This is a genomic window from Pseudomonas sp. GM48 (assembly GCF_000282335.1).
Lineage (GTDB): Bacteria > Pseudomonadota > Gammaproteobacteria > Pseudomonadales > Pseudomonadaceae > Aquipseudomonas.
The window spans coordinates 28,587-48,377 of the sequence record NZ_AKJM01000117.1; the positions used below are offsets into that span (position 1 = coordinate 28,587).

Annotated in this window: 17 protein-coding genes; 16 read left to right on the forward strand and 1 reads right to left on the reverse strand. The window is 61.0% G+C overall.

Translation table 11 applies throughout. From position 1 onward, the window contains the following. Positions 1 to 153 precede the first annotated feature (153 nt). The 16 genes from mraZ (at position 154) to lpxC (ending at position 17,987) form a co-directional block, all read left to right on the forward strand. The gene (gene mraZ / locus PMI28_RS07560) at positions 154 to 609 is read left to right on the forward strand and encodes a division/cell wall cluster transcriptional repressor MraZ (protein ID WP_007989875.1); all 456 of its coding nucleotides are present in this window, start codon (positions 154 to 156) and stop codon (positions 607 to 609) included. Further along, positions 606 to 1,553 carry a 16S rRNA (cytosine(1402)-N(4))-methyltransferase RsmH gene (gene rsmH / locus PMI28_RS07555; protein ID WP_007989877.1) on the forward strand — a complete coding sequence of 316 codons (948 nt, stop codon included), beginning with the start codon at positions 606 to 608 and terminating at the stop codon, positions 1,551 to 1,553. The genes mraZ and rsmH overlap by 4 nt, the downstream gene beginning before the upstream one ends. Beyond that, positions 1,550 to 1,843 (forward strand): cell division protein FtsL, encoded by a 294-nt coding sequence (ftsL, locus tag PMI28_RS07550; protein ID WP_007989879.1) that lies wholly within the window; start codon positions 1,550 to 1,552, stop codon positions 1,841 to 1,843. Before rsmH ends, ftsL begins: the two co-directional genes overlap by 4 nt. Further along, a complete protein-coding gene (locus PMI28_RS07545) occupies positions 1,843 to 3,582 on the forward strand; it encodes a peptidoglycan D,D-transpeptidase FtsI family protein (RefSeq protein ID WP_177318981.1) in 1,740 nt (579 codons plus the stop codon). Before ftsL ends, PMI28_RS07545 begins: the two co-directional genes overlap by 1 nt. After that, positions 3,582 to 5,045 (forward strand): UDP-N-acetylmuramoyl-L-alanyl-D-glutamate--2,6-diaminopimelate ligase, encoded by a 1,464-nt coding sequence (locus PMI28_RS07540; protein ID WP_007989883.1) that lies wholly within the window; start codon positions 3,582 to 3,584, stop codon positions 5,043 to 5,045. The genes PMI28_RS07545 and PMI28_RS07540 overlap by 1 nt, the downstream gene beginning before the upstream one ends. After that, entirely contained in the window at positions 5,038 to 6,405 is a 1,368-nt protein-coding gene (locus PMI28_RS07535) for a UDP-N-acetylmuramoyl-tripeptide--D-alanyl-D-alanine ligase (protein ID WP_007989885.1), read from the forward strand. The genes PMI28_RS07540 and PMI28_RS07535 overlap by 8 nt, the downstream gene beginning before the upstream one ends. Next, a complete protein-coding gene (gene mraY, locus PMI28_RS07530; protein WP_007989886.1) occupies positions 6,405 to 7,487 on the forward strand; it encodes a phospho-N-acetylmuramoyl-pentapeptide-transferase in 1,083 nt (360 codons plus the stop codon). Before PMI28_RS07535 ends, mraY begins: the two co-directional genes overlap by 1 nt. 6 nt (positions 7,488 to 7,493) lie before the next feature. After that, positions 7,494 to 8,840 carry a UDP-N-acetylmuramoyl-L-alanine--D-glutamate ligase gene (gene murD / locus PMI28_RS07525; protein ID WP_007989888.1) on the forward strand — a complete coding sequence of 449 codons (1,347 nt, stop codon included), beginning with the start codon at positions 7,494 to 7,496 and terminating at the stop codon, positions 8,838 to 8,840. After that, on the forward strand, positions 8,837 to 10,054 hold the full coding sequence (gene ftsW / locus PMI28_RS07520; protein ID WP_007989890.1) for a putative lipid II flippase FtsW: 1,218 nt from the start codon (positions 8,837 to 8,839) through the stop codon (positions 10,052 to 10,054). Before murD ends, ftsW begins: the two co-directional genes overlap by 4 nt. Beyond that, complete coding sequence (murG, locus tag PMI28_RS07515) at positions 10,044 to 11,114, forward strand: undecaprenyldiphospho-muramoylpentapeptide beta-N-acetylglucosaminyltransferase (RefSeq protein ID WP_007989893.1); 1,071 nt, start codon at positions 10,044 to 10,046, stop codon at positions 11,112 to 11,114. Before ftsW ends, murG begins: the two co-directional genes overlap by 11 nt. Beyond that, positions 11,107 to 12,567 carry a UDP-N-acetylmuramate--L-alanine ligase gene (gene murC, locus PMI28_RS07510; RefSeq protein WP_007989894.1) on the forward strand — a complete coding sequence of 487 codons (1,461 nt, stop codon included), beginning with the start codon at positions 11,107 to 11,109 and terminating at the stop codon, positions 12,565 to 12,567. Before murG ends, murC begins: the two co-directional genes overlap by 8 nt. Then, on the forward strand, positions 12,564 to 13,547 hold the full coding sequence (locus PMI28_RS07505) for a D-alanine--D-alanine ligase (protein WP_007989896.1): 984 nt from the start codon (positions 12,564 to 12,566) through the stop codon (positions 13,545 to 13,547). The genes murC and PMI28_RS07505 overlap by 4 nt, the downstream gene beginning before the upstream one ends. A 4-nt stretch (positions 13,548 to 13,551) precedes the next feature. Then, positions 13,552 to 14,421: a cell division protein FtsQ/DivIB gene (locus PMI28_RS07500; RefSeq protein WP_007989899.1), complete on the forward strand. Its 870-nt coding sequence runs from the start codon at positions 13,552 to 13,554 to the stop codon at positions 14,419 to 14,421. A 15-nt stretch (positions 14,422 to 14,436) separates the two neighbouring features. Next, positions 14,437 to 15,696 carry a cell division protein FtsA gene (gene ftsA, locus PMI28_RS07495; protein ID WP_007989901.1) on the forward strand — a complete coding sequence of 420 codons (1,260 nt, stop codon included), beginning with the start codon at positions 14,437 to 14,439 and terminating at the stop codon, positions 15,694 to 15,696. Positions 15,697 to 15,769: 73 nt separating this feature from the next. Further along, positions 15,770 to 16,963: a cell division protein FtsZ gene (gene ftsZ, locus PMI28_RS07490; RefSeq protein ID WP_007989903.1), complete on the forward strand. Its 1,194-nt coding sequence runs from the start codon at positions 15,770 to 15,772 to the stop codon at positions 16,961 to 16,963. Positions 16,964 to 17,075: 112 nt separating this feature from the next. Continuing rightward, the gene (gene lpxC / locus PMI28_RS07485) at positions 17,076 to 17,987 is read left to right on the forward strand and encodes a UDP-3-O-acyl-N-acetylglucosamine deacetylase (RefSeq protein ID WP_007939852.1); all 912 of its coding nucleotides are present in this window, start codon (positions 17,076 to 17,078) and stop codon (positions 17,985 to 17,987) included. Positions 17,988 to 18,162: 175 nt separating this feature from the next. Here lpxC and PMI28_RS07480 read toward each other — a convergent pair whose 3' ends face one another. Next, a complete protein-coding gene (locus PMI28_RS07480; protein WP_033063538.1) occupies positions 18,163 to 19,665 on the reverse strand; it encodes a sensor domain-containing diguanylate cyclase in 1,503 nt (500 codons plus the stop codon). Positions 19,666 to 19,791 lie beyond the last annotated feature (126 nt).

The following is a 19,791-nucleotide window of genomic DNA, read 5'->3' on the forward strand; positions in this document are numbered from 1 at the left end:
TAATGCTCCTAAATCTCAGTTCTGTAAGGGTTTTCCTTTAACCCGCGCCTTGACGGTGTGGTGGGCGCATTCCTATAGTGTGCACAAGTGGCGGAAAGTGGCATGAAGTGGGTTTTTTGAACTCAAAACGCTAAAATTTGGAGAAACGCTGACGTGTTTCGCGGAGCCAACGCTATCAGTCTCGATGCAAAGGGCCGTCTCGCTATGCCGAGCCGGTACCGTGACGAGCTCGTTTCGCGTAGTTCCGGTCAATTGATCGTAACAATTGATGCCGTTGATCCTTGTTTGTGTGTTTACCCGCTCGATGAGTGGGAAATTATTGAAACCAAACTGCGCGCACTGCCTTCGCTTCGCGAAGAGAACCGCCGCCTGCAACGTTTACTGATTGGTAATGCCGTCGACCTCGAGCTCGATGGCAGTGGTCGTTTTCTGGTTCCGCCGCGTCTTCGTGAATATGCCAAGTTGGATAAGCACGCGATGTTGGTAGGCCAACTGAACAAGTTCCAATTGTGGGACGAGGATGCCTGGAACGCGGTTTCTGCCGCTGACCTGGCTGCTATTCAACAACCGGGCGCGATGCCTGATGAACTGCGTGATTTGATCCTGTGACTATTGATAGCGGCTTTAACCACATCACCGTACTGCTTGACGAAGCCGTCGAGGCTCTCGCCGTACGCCCTGATGGCTGCTATCTGGACGGCACGTTCGGGCGCGGCGGGCACAGCCGGCTGATCCTCAGCCAGCTCGGTCCTGATGGTCGGTTGCTCGGATTCGATAAAGATCCACAAGCGATTGCCACCGGGCAGACGCTAGCGGCCGAAGACGGCCGCTTTGTCGTTGTGCAGCGCAGCTTTGCCGAGCTCGGTGCCGAAGTGGCCGAGCGCGGCATGAACGGCAAGGTCAGCGGTGTGTTGCTCGATCTGGGCGTGTCTTCGCCGCAGCTTGACGATCCTGAGCGCGGTTTCAGTTTCCTCAATGACGGTCCGCTCGACATGCGCATGGATCCGTCCCGCGGAATCAGCGCTGCCGAATTCGTCAACACCGCACCCGTGGAAGAAATCGCCCGGGTGTTCAAGGAATACGGCGAAGAGCGCTTCTCCGGTCGCATGGCCCGTGCCGTGGTCGAACGTCGCGACATCAAGCCATTCGAGCGCACCGGTGATCTGGCGGAAGTCCTGAAAGTCGCCAACCCGGCGTGGGAAAAGGGCAAGAACCCTGCAACCCGTGCATTCCAGGGGTTGCGTATTCACGTCAACAACGAACTGGGTGATCTGGAAACCGGCCTCGAAGCCGCGCTGGATTGCCTGGAAGTGGGCGGTCGCCTGGTGGTGATCAGCTTCCACTCGCTGGAAGACCGTATCGTCAAACTGTTCATGCGCAAACTGGTGAAAGGCGAAGCCGACAACCTGCCGCGCAACCTGCCGGTTCGGCATGTCGCCTTCGAACCGAAAATCAAAGTCCATGGCAAAGCGCAGACGGCCTCCGACGCCGAACTCAAAGCCAACCCACGTTCCCGTAGCGCTGTCATGCGTGTGGCGGAGAAGCTGCGGTGAGCAAGCTTTTCGCCAAGCCACTGCCCGGCGGAAGCTTCTTCATGCTGCTGCTGTTTGTCGGCGTGCTCGTGTCAGCCATCGGCGTGTCTTACAGCGCGCACTGGAATCGCCAGTTGCTGAACTCGCTGTACAGCGAGTTGAGCGTGCGCGACAAGGCACAGGCCGAGTGGGGCCGGTTGATTCTGGAACAGAGCACCTGGACGGCCCACAGTCGTATCGAAGTGCTGGCTTCCGAACAATTGAAAATGCACATCCCTGGTGCCGCTGACGTGAAGATGGTGGCGCCATGATGAAACTCGAAGGCGCTCTCTTTCCGTGGCGGTTCCGCGTGGTGCTGGGGTTACTTGGCATCATGGTGGCCGCGATTGCCTGGCGCATCATCGACCTGCAAGTGGTCGACCGTGACTTCCTTAAAGGTCAGGGCGATGCGCGCAGCGTTCGTCATATTCCGATTCCCGCTCACCGTGGTCTGATCACCGACCGTAACGGCGAGCCTTTGGCGGTCAGTACCCCGGTGACTACGCTGTGGGCCAACGCCAAGGAAATGCAGCTGGAAAAAGACAAGTGGCCAGCACTGGCCGCCGCGCTGGGACAAGATCCCAAAGCCCTGACCGAGCGTCTTGAGGCCCAGGCCAACAAAGAATTCATTTACCTGGTGCGCGGGCTGACGCCTGAGCAGGGTCAGGCCGTGCTTGACCTGAAAGTACCAGGCGTCTACGGCATCGAAGAGTTCCGGCGTTTTTATCCTGCCGGTGAGGTCACCGCCCACATGGTCGGGTTTACCGACATCGACGATCACGGTCGCGAAGGCGTCGAACTGGCCTACGACGAATGGCTGGCCGGGGTCCCCGGCAAGCGTCAGGTGATCAAGGACCGGCGCGGCCGGCTGATCAAGGATGTCCAGGTCACCAAAAACGCCAAGGCCGGCAAGCCCTTGGCGTTGTCCATTGACCTGCGCCTGCAATACCTGGCCAACCGTGAATTGCGCAACGCGATCATCGAGAACGGCGCCAAGGCCGGCAGCCTGGTGATCATGGACGTGAAGACCGGCGAGATCCTCGCGATGGTCAACCAGCCGACCTACAACCCGAACAACCGTCGCAACCTGCAACCGGCGATGATGCGTAACCGCGCGATGATCGACGTGTTCGAACCGGGTTCGACCATGAAAGCGATTTCCATGAGCGCCGCGATTGAAACCGGGCGCTGGAAGCCGAGCGATACCGTCGAGGTGTATCCGGGCAGCTTGCAGATTGGTAAATACACCATCAAGGACGTCTCCAAGACCGAAGGCCCGGTGCTCGACCTGACCGGCATTCTGATCAACTCCAGTAACGTCGGGATGAGCAAGGTCGCGTTCGATATCGGCGGTGAAACCATTTTCCGTCTGGCGCAGAAGGTCGGGCTCGGCCAGGACACTGGCCTGGGCTTCCCGGGCGAGCGCGTCGGCAACCTGCCGAACTACCGCGAATGGCGCAAGGCAGAAACCGCCACGCTGTCCTACGGCTACGGTATTTCCGTGACGGCGATCCAGTTGGTCCACGCCTTCTCGGCCCTGGCCAACAACGGTCGTCTCGCGCCGCTGACCCTGATCAAGACCGACAAGGCACCGCAAACCACTCAGGTGTTGCCGGAAGCTGTCGCGAAAACCATGCAAGGCATGCTGCAGCAAGTGATCGAGGCCCCGCGCGGTGTGTTCCGTGCGCAGGTGCCGGCGTATCACGTGGGCGGCAAGTCGGGTACTGCACGTAAAACGTCGGTCGGCACCAAGGGATACGCCGAGAACTCGTACCGCTCGCTGTTCGCCGGTTTCGGCCCGATGAGCGATCCGCGCTACGCCATCGTAGTGGTGATCGATGAGCCGACCAAGGCCGGTTACTTCGGCGGCCTGGTTTCCGCGCCGGTGTTCAGTCGCGTGATGTCGGGCACCCTGCGCCTGATGAACATTACGCCGGACAACCTGCCACCCACTCAACAAGCGAACGCAACACCGGTCGTTCCGCTGAAAGCTAATGGAGGGCGCGGCTGATGTCTCTGAGCCTGAACAAGATATTCCCTCACGCCGGTCACGATCTGCTGATTCGCGAACTTGCCCTGGACAGCCGCAATGTGCGCGCGGGCGATCTGTTCCTTGCCGTGCCGGGCGGGAAATTCGATGGGCGCGCGCATATCGCTGACGCCTTGCAGCGCGGCGCTGCAGCGGTGGCCTATGAAGTAGAAGGCGCCACGGTCCTGCCGATCACTGAAGTGCCGCTGATTCCGGTCAAAGGTCTGGCGGCCCAGCTGTCGGACATCGCCGGGCGTTTTTATGGCGAGCCGAGCCATCACCTGAACCTGGTTGGCGTGACCGGCACCAACGGCAAGACCAGCGTGACCCAATTGGTCGCCCAGGCACTGGACCTGCTCGGCCAGCACTGCGGCCTGGTCGGCACCCTCGGTTCCGGTTTCTACGGCGCACTGGAAAGCGGCCTGCACACCACGCCGAACCCGATTGCCGTGCAAGCGACCCTGGCGGACCTGAAAAAGGCCGGGGCCAAAGCCGTGGCGATGGAGGTTTCTTCCCATGGCCTGGACCAGGGCCGCGTGACCGCCTTGGCCTTCGATGTGGCGGTGATGACCAATCTGTCCCGTGATCACCTGGATTACCACGGCACCATGCAGGCTTACGGCGAAGCCAAGGCCCAGTTGTTTGCCTGGAATGATTTGAAATGCCGCGTGGTCAATCTCGACGACGAGTTCGGTCGGCAACTGGCCGCCGACAAGCGCGAGTCGCGACTGATCACCTATAGCCTGGAAGATTCCAGCGCCTACCTGTATTGCCGCCAGGCGCAATTCGACGACGAAGGCGTGCGCGCCACCTTGGTTACGCCCCAGGGCGAGCATCACTTGCGCAGCACTTTGCTCGGTCGCTTCAACCTGAGCAATGTCCTGGCGGCGGTCGGTGCGTTGCTCGGTCTGGATTACGCCCTGGACGAAATCCTCAAGGTGCTGCCGAAGCTCGAAGGCCCTGCCGGGCGCATGCAGCGTCTGGGCGGTGGCTCGCAGCCGCTGGTGGTGGTCGACTACGCCCACACCCCGGATGCGCTGGAAAAAGTACTGCTGGCCCTGCGTCCACACGCCAAGGGCCGGTTGTTGTGCCTGTTCGGTTGTGGCGGTGACCGCGATCGCGGCAAGCGTCCGTTGATGGCCGAAGTGGTCGAGCGCCTGGCCGATGGCGTGCTGGTGACCGATGACAACCCGCGTACGGAAGACCCGTCAGTGATTTTCGATGACATCCGTGCCGGTTTCACGGCTGTGGATAAAGTGGCGTTCGTTGCCGGTCGCGGTCAGGCGATTGCCCGGTTGATCGCCAGCGCATCGGTGGACGACGTGATTGTCCTGGCTGGCAAAGGTCACGAGGACTATCAGGAAATCAACGGCGAGCGTCATGCCTTCTCCGATCTGGTCGAGGCCGATCATGCCTTGACCGCGTGGGAGGTGGCCCATGCTTAAGGCCTTGAAACTGAGCGAACTGACTGCTGCGCTGAATGCTCGCCTGGTGTCCGCCGACGCCAGTTTCGACGGTGTCAGCATCGACAGCCGTGCGATCAAGCCGGGTCAGCTGTTCATTGCCCTGACCGGGCCACGTTTCGATGGTCATGATTATCTGAATGACGTGGCGGCCAAAGGCGCCGTCGCAGCGCTGGTCGAACGTGAAGTCGCCGACAGTACGCTGCCGCAACTGCTGGTCAAGGACACCCGTCAGGCACTGGGACAACTGGGTGCGTTGAATCGTGCCGCGTTCACCCAACCCGTTGCCGCCGTGACCGGCTCCAGCGGCAAGACCACGGTCAAGGAAATGCTGGCGAGCATCCTGCGCACACGCGGCGCAGTGCTGGCGACCCGTGGCAACCTGAACAACGACCTTGGCGCACCGCTGACCTTGATCGAACTGGCGCCGGAACACACCGCGGCCGTGATCGAACTGGGCGCCTCGCGCCTGGGCGAAATAGCCTACACCGTCGGCCTGACCAAGCCGCACGTGGCCATTCTCAATAACGCCGGGACCGCCCACGTCGGCGAGTTCGGCGGCCCGGAAAAGATCGTCGAGGCCAAGGGCGAGATTATCGAAGGGCTGGATGCCGATGGTGTCGCCGTTCTCAATCTCGACGACAAGGCATTCGGCATCTGGAAGGCGCGCGCCGGTGATCGCAAAGTGCTGACGTTTGCATTGAGCAACACCAGCGCCGATTTCTACGCCAGTGACCTGGCCACTGATGCCCGCGGCTGCCCGGCGTTCAACCTGCACAGCCCTGAAGGTGTGGAGCGCGTTCAACTGAACCTGCTCGGCACCCATAACGTCGCCAACGCCATGGCCACCGCCGCTGCCGCCCATGCCCTGGGTGTGTCGCTGTTCGGTATCGCCACCGGCCTTGGCGCAGTGCAACCGGTCAAGGGTCGCACCGTCGCGCAACTGGCCAGCAATGGCATGCGCGTGATCGATGACACTTACAACGCGAACCCCACCTCCATGTGCGCCGCCGTTGATATACTCGCCGGCTTTTCCGGCCGCACCGTTCTGGTGCTCGGGGATATCGCCGAGTTGGGCGAGTGGGCGGAGCAAGGGCACCGCGACGTGGGCGAGTACGCCCGTGGCAAGGTTTCTGCGCTGTACGCCGTCGGGCCAATGATGGCTCATGCCGTGAACGCATTCGGTCCACAGGCTTTTCATTTCAGCACGCAGGCTGAACTGATCAAGGCCTTGGGCGCCGAGCAAGACACAAACACCACCATTTTGATCAAGGGGTCGCGCAGCGCTGCGATGGAAAACGTCGTCGCCGCTTTGTGCGGGTCCAGTCCGGAGAAACATTAATGCTGCTGCTGCTAGCGGAGTATCTGCAACAGTTCTACAAAGGCTTCGCGGTCTTCCAGTACCTGACCCTGCGCGGGATTCTCGGTGTACTGACCGCGCTGGTTTTGTCGCTGTGCTATGGCCCGTGGATGATCCGCACTTTGCAGAACCGTCAGATCGGTCAATCCGTTCGCAATGACGGCCCGCAGTCGCACCTGTCCAAGTCGGGTACACCGACCATGGGCGGCGCGCTGATTCTGTCGTCCATCGGTGTCAGCACCCTGCTTTGGGCTGACCTGACCAACCGGTACGTCTGGGTCGTACTGCTGGTGACCTTGCTGTTCGGCGCCATCGGCTGGGTCGACGACTACCGCAAGGTGATCGAGAAGAACTCCCGTGGCCTGCCAAGCCGCTGGAAGTATTTCTGGCAGTCGGTATTTGGCCTGGGTGCGGCGATCTTTCTGTATGTGACAGCTGCCACTCCGGTGGAGACCACGCTGATACTGCCGATGCTCAAGGACTACAGCATTCCGCTGGGCGCAGGTTTCATCGTCCTGACCTATTTCGTGATTGTCGGTTCGAGTAACGCGGTCAACCTGACCGACGGCCTCGACGGCCTGGCGATCATGCCGACGGTGATGGTTGGCGGCGGCCTGGGCATCTTCTGCTACCTGTCGGGTAACGTGAAGTTCGCCGAATACCTGCTGATTCCTTATGTACCGGGCGCTGGTGAACTGATCGTGTTCTGTGGCGCACTGATCGGAGCCGGCCTGGGCTTCCTCTGGTTCAACACCTATCCGGCACAAGTCTTCATGGGTGACGTCGGCGCACTGGCGCTGGGCGCAGCCCTTGGCACCATCGCGGTGATCGTCCGTCAGGAAATCGTCCTGTTCATCATGGGCGGCGTGTTCGTGATGGAAACCCTGTCAGTCGTCATTCAGGTCGCCTCTTTTAAACTGACCGGTCGCCGCGTGTTCCGCATGGCGCCCATTCACCACCACTTTGAACTCAAGGGCTGGCCCGAGCCACGTGTGATCGTCCGTTTCTGGATCATCACCGTGATTCTCGTGCTGATCGGCCTTGCCACCCTGAAGCTGAGGTAGAAACTCGTGTCTCTGATCGCTTCTGACCACTTCCGCATCGTTGTCGGCCTCGGCAAGAGCGGCATGTCCCTGGTTCGCTTCCTGGCGAACCGGGGCGTGGCGTTTGCCGTGGCCGATACGCGGGACAATCCACCGGAACTGGCCACGCTCAAGCGTGACTATCCGCACGTGGAAGTGCGTTGTGGCGAGCTGGACGTCGAATTCCTGTGCCGCGCCGACGAGCTCTACGTGAGCCCCGGCCTGGCGCTGGCGACCCCGGCCCTGCAGGCCGCCGCCGCCCGTGGCGTGAAATTGTCCGGTGACATCGAGCTGTTCGCGCGTAACGCGAAGGCGCCGATCGTGGCCATCAGCGGTTCCAACGCGAAAAGCACCGTGACCACGCTGGTCGGCGAAATGGCGGCAGCGGCTGGCAAGCGTGTTGCCGTCGGCGGCAACCTCGGTACCCCGGCGCTGGATCTGCTGCGCGACGACGTCGAGTTGTACGTGATGGAGTTGTCGAGTTTCCAGTTGGAAACCACCGATCAACTCAACGCCGAAGTGGCGACCGTGCTCAACATCAGTGAAGACCACATGGACCGTTACAGCGGTCTGCCGGCCTATCACCTGGCCAAGCACCGGATTTTCCGTGGTGCCAAACAGTTCGTGGTCAATCGCCAGGATGCCCTGAGCCGTCCGTTGATGGGTGAGGGCCAGCCGTGCTGGACCTTCGGCCTGAACAAACCCGATTTCAAAGCGTTCGGTATCCGTGAAGAAGATGGCGAGAAATACCTGGCCTTCGAATTCCAGAACCTGATGCCGGTGCGCGAATTGAAGATTCGTGGCGCACACAACCAGTCCAACGCCTTGGCGGCCCTGGCCCTGGGCCATGCGGTTGGCCTGCCGTTCGATGCCATGCTGTCGAGCCTGCGCACTTTCGCCGGTCTCGAGCATCGCTGCCAATGGGTCCGCGACCTCGACGGCGTGGGCTATTACAACGATTCCAAAGCCACCAACGTTGGCGCCGCGCTCGCGGCCATCGAAGGCCTGGGTGCGGACATCGACGGCAAGGTCGTGCTGATCGCCGGTGGCGACGGCAAGGGTGCCGAGTTCAAGGATCTGCGCGATCCAGTGGCGGCCAACTGCCGCGCCGTGATCCTGATGGGCCGCGATTCCGACAAGATCGGCGAGGCCATCGGCGATGCCGTACCGCTGATCCGCGCCGGCTCCCTGGTCGAGGCCGTCGAGCAATGCCGCGCCGCTGCCCAGCCGGGCGACGTGGTGCTGCTGTCGCCTGCCTGCGCCAGTTTCGACATGTTCAAGAACTACGAAGACCGTGGTCACCAGTTCGTCCAAGCCGTGGAGGATCTGGCATGAGCCTGAAAGACATCATCAAGCCATACCCTTCGCCGATCATCACCGGGCGCGGTATCGACCTCGATTTCCCGATGCTCGCCGGTTGCCTGACGCTGCTCGGCCTGGGGCTGATCATGATTGCCTCGGCATCGACCGAAGTGGCGGCCGTGCAGTCGGGCAGCGCCCTGTACTACATGATTCGCCACCTTATTTATGTGGTGCTGGGCCTGGGTGCCTGCATCGTCACCATGATGATTCCGATTGCCACCTGGCAACGCCTGGGCTGGCTGATGCTGCTGGGTGCATTCGGCTTGCTGGTGATGGTGATCATTCCGGGGATTGGCCGTGAGGTTAACGGCTCGATGCGCTGGATCGGCTTCAGTTTCTTCAACGTCCAGCCTTCCGAGATCGCCAAGGTGTTCGTGGTGATCTACCTCGCCGGTTATCTGGTGCGTCGCCAGAAAGAAGTGCGCGAAAGCTGGATGGGCTTTTTCAAGCCGTTCATCGTACTGCTGCCGATGGCGGGCCTGCTGCTGATGGAGCCGGACTTCGGTGCCACCGTCGTGATGATGGGCGCTGCGGCGGCAATGCTGTTCCTTGGCGGCGTCGGGCTGTTCCGTTTTTCCCTGATGGTGGTGCTGGCTGTCGGCGCGGTGGTGCTGCTGATTCAAATGCAGCCCTATCGGATGGCGCGTCTGACCAACTTTGCCGACCCGTGGGCCGACCAGTTCGGTGCCGGCTATCAGTTGTCCCAGGCATTGATCGCTTTCGGTCGCGGCGAATGGCTGGGCGTCGGCCTGGGTAACAGCGTGCAGAAACAGTTCTACCTGCCGGAAGCCCACACTGACTTCGTGTTCTCGGTCCTGGCCGAAGAACTGGGTGCGGTGGGTTCCCTGTGCACTGTGGCACTGTTCGTCTTCGTGTGTATTCGTGGCATGTACATCGGTTTGTGGGCAGAAAAGGCCAAGCAGTTTTTCGCGGCTTATGTCGCCTACGGTTTGTCCTTCCTGTGGATCGGTCAATTCCTGATCAACATCGGCGTGAACGTGGGCCTGCTGCCAACCAAGGGCCTGACGCTACCGTTCCTCAGTTATGGCGGTAGTTCGTTGGTGATTTGCTGTGCCTGTCTCGGCTTGTTGCTGCGCATCGAGTGGGAGAGTCGAACCCACTTGGGCAGTGAGGAGATGGAGTTCCATGAGAGCGACTTCGCCGAGGAGCCGCATCATGGGCGCTAACGTGATGATCATGGCTGGCGGCACCGGTGGCCACGTGTTCCCGGCGCTGGCCTGTGCCCGCGAATTCCAGGCACGCGGCTATACCGTGCACTGGCTCGGCACCCCGCGTGGCATCGAGAACGACCTGGTGCCGGCCGCCGGAATCGAACTGCACCGGATCAACGCCAGTGGTCTGCGCGGCAAGGGCAAGCTGTCGCTGCTCAAGGCACCGTTCATGTTGCTCAAGTCGGTCTGGCAGGCGCGGGCGATCATTCGCCGTCTGCAACCAGTCTGCGTCGTTGGCTTTGGTGGTTATGTGACCGGTCCGGGCGGCGTCGCCGCCAAACTGGCCGGTGTGCCGGTGATCGTTCACGAGCAGAACGCCGTGGCCGGTACCGCCAATCGGTTGCTGGTGCCGTTGGCCGCCCGAGTCTGTGAAGCGTTCCCCGACACCTTTACCCTGTCGAGCAGCCGTCGGACCACCGGTAATCCGGTGCGCACCGAACTGTTCCTCGAGACATCGCGACCCGCCCTGGCCGGTCGCAAGGCGCGTTTGCTGATCCTGGGCGGAAGCCTGGGCGCAGAGCCGTTGAACAAGTTGCTGCCTGAAGCCCTGTCGCAAGTCGCTGCCGACTTGCGTCCGGAAGTGTTCCATCAGGCCGGCAAAAACCACGATGAAGTGACTGCAGAGCGCTATCGCGCGGCTGGCGTCGAGGCGCAGGTGCAGCCCTTCATCAAAGACATGGCCCAAGCCTACAGCTGGGCCGACCTGGTGGTATGTCGCGCAGGCGCGCTGACCGTCAGTGAACTGGCCGCTGCCGGTCTGCCCTCGATGCTGGTGCCCTTGCCCCATGCCATCGACGATCACCAGACCCGCAACGCCGAATATTTGGCCCGTGAAGGCGCAGCCTTCCTGATGCCGCAAAGAACGACTGGCGCCGCGGATCTTGCCGCTCGCCTGACAGAGGTCCTGATGCAACCACAACAACTCAACGAAATGGCTACTGCGGCACGCCGCCTGGCCAAACCCGATGCCACCCGTAACGTTGTCGATAGCTGCCTGGAGGTGGCCCATGGTTGAGAGTCAGAAAGCCATGCCACAACCGGAAATGCGCCGTATTCGTCGCATCCACTTCGTCGGTATCGGCGGTGTGGGCATGTGCGGGATTGCCGAAGTGCTGCTGAACCTGGGTTACGCCGTGTCCGGCTCCGACCTGAAGGCGTCGCCCGTCACCGAGCGTCTGGAATCCTTCGGGGCGCAGATCTTTATCGGCCACCGCGCCGAGAACGCCGCCGCTGCCGACGTGCTGGTGGTGTCGAGTGCCGTGAACACGTCCAACCCGGAAGTCGCTACCGCACTGGAGCGCCGTATCCCGGTGGTGCCGCGTGCCGAAATGCTGGCTGAACTGATGCGTTATCGCCACGGCATTGCCGTTGCCGGTACCCACGGCAAAACCACCACCACCAGCCTGATCGCTTCGGTGTTCGCGGCCGGTGGCCTGGACCCGACGTTCGTGATCGGTGGCCGCCTGAATGCCGCGGGCACCAATGCCCAGCTCGGCACCAGCCGCTACCTGATCGCCGAGGCCGACGAAAGCGACGCCAGCTTCCTGCACTTGCAGCCGCTGGTGGCCGTAGTCACCAACATCGACGCCGATCACATGGCGACCTACGACGGCGACTTCAACAAGTTGAAGAAAACCTTCGTCGAGTTCCTGCACAACCTGCCGTTCTACGGTCTGGCGGTGGTGTGCCTGGACGATCCGGTGGTGCGTGAAATCCTCCCGCAGGTCAAGCGTCCGACCGTTACCTACGGCTTCGGCGAAGACTGCGACGTGCGCGCCATCAACGTGCGCCAGCAAGGCATGCAGACCTTCTTCACCGTGCTGCGCCCTGATCGCGAGCCGCTGGATGTTTCGGTAAACATGCCGGGCAACCACAACGTATTGAACGCACTGGCGACCATCTGCATCGCCACCGACGAAGGCGTCAGCGATGAAGCCATCGTCCAGGGCCTGTCCGGGTTCCAGGGTGTCGGTCGGCGTTTCCAGGTCTACGGCGAACTGCCGGTGGACGGCGGCAACGTGATGCTGGTCGATGACTACGGTCACCACCCGACCGAAGTCGCGGCCGTGATCAAGGCCGTACGCGGTGGCTGGCCGGAGCGCCGTCTGGTGATGGTCTATCAGCCGCACCGTTACAGCCGCACCCGCGACCTGTACGACGATTTCGTCAATGTGCTGGCCGACGCCAACGTGCTGCTGCTGATGGAGGTCTACCCGGCCGGCGAGGAGCCGATTCCGGGCGCCGACAGCCGCAAGCTGTGCAACAGCATCCGTCAGCGTGGCCAGCTCGACCCGATCTACATCGAGCGTGGTGTCGACCTCGCGCCAGTGGTCAAGCCACTGCTGCGCGCCGGCGACATCCTGCTGTGCCAGGGCGCCGGTGATATCGGCGGTCTCGCACCAAAACTGTTGAAAAGCGAGTTGTTCGCCGGTGCCGTTGCCGCGCCGGAGAAGGGGAAGTTGAAATGACTGCAGCCTACGCCAACCTGGTCTCCACGATCGCGCCGAAAGACTTCGGCCGCGTCGCCGTGCTGTTCGGCGGCAAGAGTGCCGAGCGTGAAGTGTCGCTGAAGTCGGGCAACGCGGTTCTCGACGCGCTGCTAAGCGCCGGTGTCGACGCGTTCGGCCTCGACGTGGGTGATGACCTGCTGCAGCGTCTGCAGAGCGAAAAGATCGACCGTGCCTTCATCATCCTCCACGGTCGTGGCGGTGAAGACGGCAGCATGCAGGGCCTGCTCGAATGCCTGGGCATTCCGTACACCGGCAGCGGCATCCTGGCTTCGGCCCTGGCCATGGACAAACTGCGCACCAAGCAGGTCTGGCACAGCCTGGGCATTCCGACGCCACGTCACGCGGTACTGAGCAGCGAGGCCGATTGTATTTCGGCAGCGACGGAACTGGGCTTCCCTTTGATCGTCAAACCGGCCCATGAAGGTTCGAGTATCGGGATGGCCAAAGTGAGTTCCGCGTCTGAGTTGATCGACGCCTGGAAAGCGGCCAGTACCTACGATTCGCAAGTGTTGGTCGAGCAATGGATTCACGGTCCGGAGTTCACCATCGCCACCCTGCGTGACCAGGTGTTGCCACCGATTGCCTTGGGCACGACGCACAGCTTCTACGACTACGACGCCAAGTACATCGCCAACGATACCCAGTACCGCATTCCATGCGGTCTGGACAGCGCCAAGGAAAAGGAACTCATGGACCTCACGGCGAAAGCCTGTGAAGCGCTGGGTATCGCCGGTTGGGGCAGGGCAGACGTGATGCAGGACGCCGAAGGGCAGTTCTGGTTCCTGGAAGTCAACACCGCACCGGGCATGACCGATCACAGCCTGGTGCCGATGGCGGCCCGTGCCGCCGGTCTGGATTTCCAGCAACTGGTTCTGGCCATTCTGGCCGAGAGCGTTGCCGGCAACACTGCCGGTAACCAAGAGTCGACGAGAGGTTAAGGCCATGCAAGGCGCACAGCTCAGACATCAGCCCTCCGCACCGCCCGGCCGCAAGCCGGTGCCACGGGGTGCCAGCCGAATGGTGGCCAAAGAGCCGATGTCCGTGCGCCTGCCGAAAGCCAACTTCGGTTTTCTCAAAGCGTTGTTCTGGCCGGTGCTGCTGGTGGCTTTGGGGTTCGGTACTTACGAAGGCGCGACACGGTTGTTGCCGTATGCCGACCGGCCGATCACCAAGATCAACGTGCAGGGCGACCTGAGTTACATCAGCCAGCAAGCGGTGCAGCAGCGGATCGCCCCGTACGTGGCGTCGAGCTTCTTCACCATCGACCTGGCGAGCATGCGCACCGAGCTGGAAACGATGCCATGGATTGCCCATGCCGAAGTGCGCAGGGTGTGGCCGGATCAAGTGGTGATCCGCCTGGAAGAACAACTGCCGGTGGCCCGTTGGGGCGACGAGTCGCTGTTGAACAACCAGGGCCAGGCCTTCACTCCGCGTGAGCTGGCGAACTACGAACACTTGCCTCAGCTGTTCGGCCCGCAGCGGGCTCAGCAGCAAGTGATGCAGCAATACCAGGTGCTGAGCCAGATGCTCAGGCCGCTGGGCTTCTCGATTGCACGCCTCGAACTGCGTGATCGCGGCAGCTGGTTCCTGACCACCGGCCCCGGCAGTGCGGGTCCCGGGATCGAACTGCTGCTGGGACGCGGCAACCAGGTGGAAAAGATGCGCCGTTTCATCGCCATCTATGACAAGACGCTCAAAGAACAGATTACGAACATTGCGCGCATCGATCTGCGCTACGCCAACGGCCTCGCTGTTGGCTGGCGGGAACCTGTAGCGCCCACGGCAGCCCAACCCGCTGTCGCGAAGAATTAAGAAGAGGCAGGACCCATGGCAAACGTGCAAAGCGGCAAAATGATCGTCGGTCTCGATATCGGCACCTCCAAGGTGGTGGCGCTGGTAGGCGAGGTCGCGGACGACGGCACGCTGGAAATCGTCGGGATCGGCACCCATCCGTCCCGTGGCCTGAAAAAAGGCGTGGTGGTGAATATCGAATCCACCGTGCAATCGATCCAGCGCGCCATCGAAGAAGCGCAGCTGATGGCTGGTTGCCGCATTCACTCGGCGTTCGTCGGTGTGGCTGGCAATCACATCCGCAGCCTGAACTCCCACGGCATCGTGGCGATTCGTGATCGCGAAGTCAGCTCGGCCGACCTCGAACGTGTACTCGACGCCGCCCAGGCTGTGGCGATTCCGGCTGACCAGCGCGTGCTGCACACCCTGCCGCAGGATTACGTGATCGATAACCAGGAAGGCGTCCGCGAGCCGCTGGGCATGTCCGGCGTGCGTCTGGAAGCCAAGGTCCACGTGGTCACCTGTGCCGTCAACGCCGCACAGAACATTGAAAAATGCGTGCGTCGCTGCGGCCTGGAAATCGACGACATCATTCTCGAACAGCTGGCTTCCGCGTATTCGGTACTGACCGATGACGAGAAAGAGCTGGGCGTGTGCCTGGTGGACATCGGTGGCGGTACCACCGACATCGCGATCTTCACCGAAGGCGCGATCCGTCACACCGCCGTGATTCCGATTGCCGGTGACCAGGTGACCAACGACATCGCCATGGCGTTGCGCACCCCGACCCAGTACGCCGAAGAAATCAAGATTCGCTACGCCTGCGCCCTGGCCAAACTGGCCGGTGCCGGTGAAACCATCAAGGTGCCAAGCGTTGGCGACCGTCCACCGCGCGAGCTGTCCCGCCAGGCCCTGGCCGAAGTGGTCGAGCCGCGTTACGACGAGCTGTTCACGCTGATCCAGGCCGAACTGCGCCGCAGCGGCTACGAAGACCTGATCCCGGCCGGCATCGTGCTGACCGGCGGTACGTCGAAGATGGAAGGCGCCACCGAACTGGCCGAGGAAATCTTCCACATGCCGGTGCGCCTGGGCGTGCCGCATGGCGTGAAAGGTCTGGATGACGTGGTACGCAACCCGATCTATTCCACCGGCGTCGGCCTGTTGATGTACGGCCTGCAGAAGCAGTCCGATGGCATCTCGTTCTCGGGCATCGGCAGCCGTGACAGCTACAGCAATGAAGAGCCGCAGGCTCCGTTGCTGGACCGCCTGAAGAAGTGGGTCCAGGGCAACTTCTAAAGATTTACCGCAACACCGTTACACCGAAGCACGCAGTAGGCGAAAAAACTAGAGAATGTAAAGGAGAGGGAAAATGTTCGAACTCGTAGACAACATCCCCGCAAGCCCGGTAATCAAAGTTATCGGTGTCGGCGGTGGCGGCGGCAACGCTGTCAACCACATGGTCAAGAGCAACATCGAAGGCGTCGAATTCATCTGCGCCAACACCGATGCTCAAGCGCTGAAAAACATCGGCGCGCGCACCATCCTGCAACTGGGCACCGGCGTGACCAAGGGCCTGGGCGCTGGCGCCAACCCTGAAGTCGGCCGTCAAGCCGCTCTGGAAGACCGTGAGCGCATTGCCGAAGTGCTGGCCGGCACCAACATGGTGTTCATCACCACTGGCATGGGCGGTGGTACCGGTACCGGTGCAGCGCCGATCATCGCCGAAGTGGCCAAGGAAATGGGCATCCTCACCGTTGCGGTGGTGACCCGTCCGTTCCCGTTCGAAGGTCGCAAGCGTATGCAGATCGCCGACGAAGGCATCCGCATGCTCTCCGAAAGCGTCGACTCGCTGATCACCATTCCCAACGAGAAACTGCTGACCATCCTCGGTAAAGACGCAAGCCTGCTGTCGGCTTTCGCCAAGGCTGACGATGTACTGGCCGGTGCCGTTCGCGGTATCTCCGACATCATCAAGCGTCCGGGCATGATCAACGTCGACTTCGCCGACGTGCGTACCGTGATGAGCGAAATGGGCATGGCGATGATGGGCACTGGCTGCGCCAGCGGTCCGAACCGTGCACGCGAAGCCACCGAAGCGGCCATTCGCAACCCGTTGCTGGAAGACGTGAACCTGCAAGGCGCTCGCGGCATCCTGGTAAACATTACCGCCGGTCCGGATCTGTCCCTGGGTGAATACTCCGATGTGGGTAGCATCATTGAGGCATTCGCTTCCGAGCACGCGATGGTCAAGGTCGGTACCGTTATCGATCCGGACATGCGCGACGAGCTGCACGTGACTGTCGTCGCGACCGGTCTGGGCGCTAAAATCGAGAAGCCTGTGAAGGTCATCGACAACACCGTCCACACGTCGATGGCTTCGCAGCCACAACAACAAGCCCCTGTTCGTCAGGAAGCTCCAGCGGTGAACTACCGTGACCTGGACCGTCCGACCGTTATGCGCAACCAGGCCCAGGCCGGTGCTGCGACTGCCGCGAAGATGAATCCGCAAGATGACCTGGACTACCTGGACATCCCGGCATTCCTGCGTCGTCAGGCCGATTGATGAAATGTATCAGGGGTATTCGGGTGATTGGTGTTCAGCAAAGGTCTGGTCTGCTATCATCGCCAGCCTTTGTTGATACCAGTTCGCAATTTGCGCTGAAGCGGCCCATGCCATGATTAAACAACGCACCCTGAAGAATATTATCCGTGCCACAGGTGTCGGCCTGCACTCCGGGGAGAAGGTCTATCTGACCCTCAAGCCAGCGCCTGTCGACACCGGCATTGTGTTTTGTCGCGCCGACCTCGATCCCGTGGTGCAGATTCCTGCCCGCGCGGAAAACGTTGGTGAAACCACTATGTCGACCACGCTCGTTAACGGTGACGTCAAAGTGGACACGGTAGAGCACTTGCTCTCGGCCATGGCAGGCCTGGGCATCGATAACGCCTACGTCGAGCTCTCCGCGTCCGAAGTCCCGATCATGGATGGTAGCGCCGGACCTTTCGTATTCCTGATTCAATCGGCTGGCCTGGAAGAACAGGACGCCGCCAAGAAGTTCATCCGCATCCTGCGTGAAGTGACAGTGGAAGATGGCGACAAGCGCGCTACTTTCGTCCCTTTCGAAGGGTTCAAAGTGAGCTTCGAGATCGATTTCGATCACCCGGTTTTCCGTGACCGCACCCAAAGTGCAAGCGTGGATTTTTCCAGCACTTCGTTCGTAAAAGAAGTCAGCCGCGCCCGTACCTTTGGTTTCATGAGTGACATCGAGTACCTGCGCAAGCACAACCTCGCACTCGGCGGCAGTGTTGAAAACGCTATTGTGGTCGACGCCGATGGCGTACTGAACGAAGACGGCCTTCGCTATGAAGACGAATTCGTGAAGCACAAGATTCTCGATGCAATTGGTGACCTCTACCTGCTGGGCAATAGCCTGATTGGTGAGTTCAAGGGCTTCAAGTCCGGCCACGCACTGAACAACCAGCTGCTGCGCAAGTTGATTGAGCAGACAGATGCCTGGGAAGTCGTGACGTTCGAAGACGCGAGCACTGCACCGATCTCTTACATGCGCCCGGTTGCGGCTGTGTAAGCAAAAAACCTCTCTAGTTTTTTAAAGGCTACCTTCGGGTGGCCTTTTTTTATGTCCTGATTTCTATGGTGGCAGTGAAGGCCCCTTCGCGAGCAAGCCCGCTCCCACAGGGGGGACGCGGTCAACTGTGGGAGCGGGCTTGCTCGCGAAGGGGCCAGTCGGTTCAGCATAAAATTCAGCTGGCATACACCACCCGGTTACGCCCCCCTTCCTTGGCCTGATACAGCGCCTTGTCCGCGCTGAACAGCAACTGCTCCAGGTTGATCTCGCTGGTCGTCGTCCAGGTTGCAATACCGATACTCACGCTCATCGGCGACTCATCGGCGTCCACCAGTGGCAGTTCTTGCACCGCCGCCCGGATATGTTCGGCGATCTGCTGCGCGCCTTCACTGCCGGTCTCGGCCAGGATCACCGAAAATTCTTCGCCACCATAGCGAGCCACCAGGTCCGCCGGGCGATGGACATTGGCGCGGATGACCTCGGCCAATGCCCTTAAGGCTTCGTCACCCGCCTGATGCCCGTGCCGATCATTGAAGGCCTTGAAGTGATCGGCATCAATCATCAGCAACGACAATGGCTTGCCGCTGCGCTGCGCACGAAACCATTCATGGCGCAGGGCCTGATCAAGGGAGCGGCGGTTGGCTACGCCGGTCAAGGCATCGGTGGCCGCCAGTTGCGCCAATTCCTGCTCGGCATATTGGCGCAGGCGCAGTTCGCGGCACAGCAGCAAGGTCAGCCACAGCAGACCGATGCACAAAACCCCGGTAGCACCACTGATCACGTAGGCCGTGCGGTTCCAGGTGGCGAACACTTCATCGATGGAAAGGGCCACGATGACGGTCAGCGGCAGATTACCGACCCGGGAAAAGGTGTACAGGCGCCGTTGATGGTCGACGCTCGACACGCTTTCGAAAGTGCCGTTGCGCTCCTGCAGCATGCGTACGACGTTGGGGCGGCTGGAGAAGCTTTTGCCGATGGAGTTTGGTTCCCGGTACGGCTTCTGCGCCAGGAGGATCCCGTCATTGTTGATGATGCCCAGCGTACTGCCGGTGCCGATGTCGAGGCTGTTGAACAACTGATCGAAGTAGCTCATGCGCATCGAGGCTACCGCGACCCCCAGAAACTCACCCGTGGGCGAGGAAACGCGCCGGCTGAAACTGATGCGCCATTCGTCGCGGTCATCGCAGTCGCAGCGCGGCTTGAACGGCTGGCTGATAAACATGCCGGTGTCGCGATTGAAGACATGGGCCTGGAAATAATCGCGGTCAGCGAAGTTGCCCGGTTTCGGTTCGATCAGTGATGAGTCGGCCAGCACGTCGCCGTGCTTGTCCAGCAGCAGGATGTCGCCTTTGTAGCGCGCGGTGGTGGAGCGATCGAACAGCACCAGATGGCGGATCTGCGCAGAAACCTGTTTCAGGTCGTCCCGCTGGGCGGCGGCGATCAGGCCCTGCAAGGTCAAGTCATAGAGCTCGACCGTACGCAGGACATCGGCATCGATCAGTTGCGCAATGGTGGTCGCGCTGCGTGTAGCGGTTTGCTGGGCGTAGGCGTGTTCGCGGATCAGTAGAAAAGTGACGATGCACAGGATCGAGATGACAGTCAGGGTGCTGCCGAAGATCACCATGATCTCAGGTCGTCTGGTTTTGCCTGAAAATTGTGGGGTTCGGCTTGCGGTCATAAGACAAACGTCTGCTGGAAGGACTTTGTAAGCGTAGTTCCATAAACGTCACAGCCGAATGATTCGTTCCGGTTGCTCAAACGATTAATCAATGGCGTGGGCGTCAGTGACTTTCGTTGCAAAAAT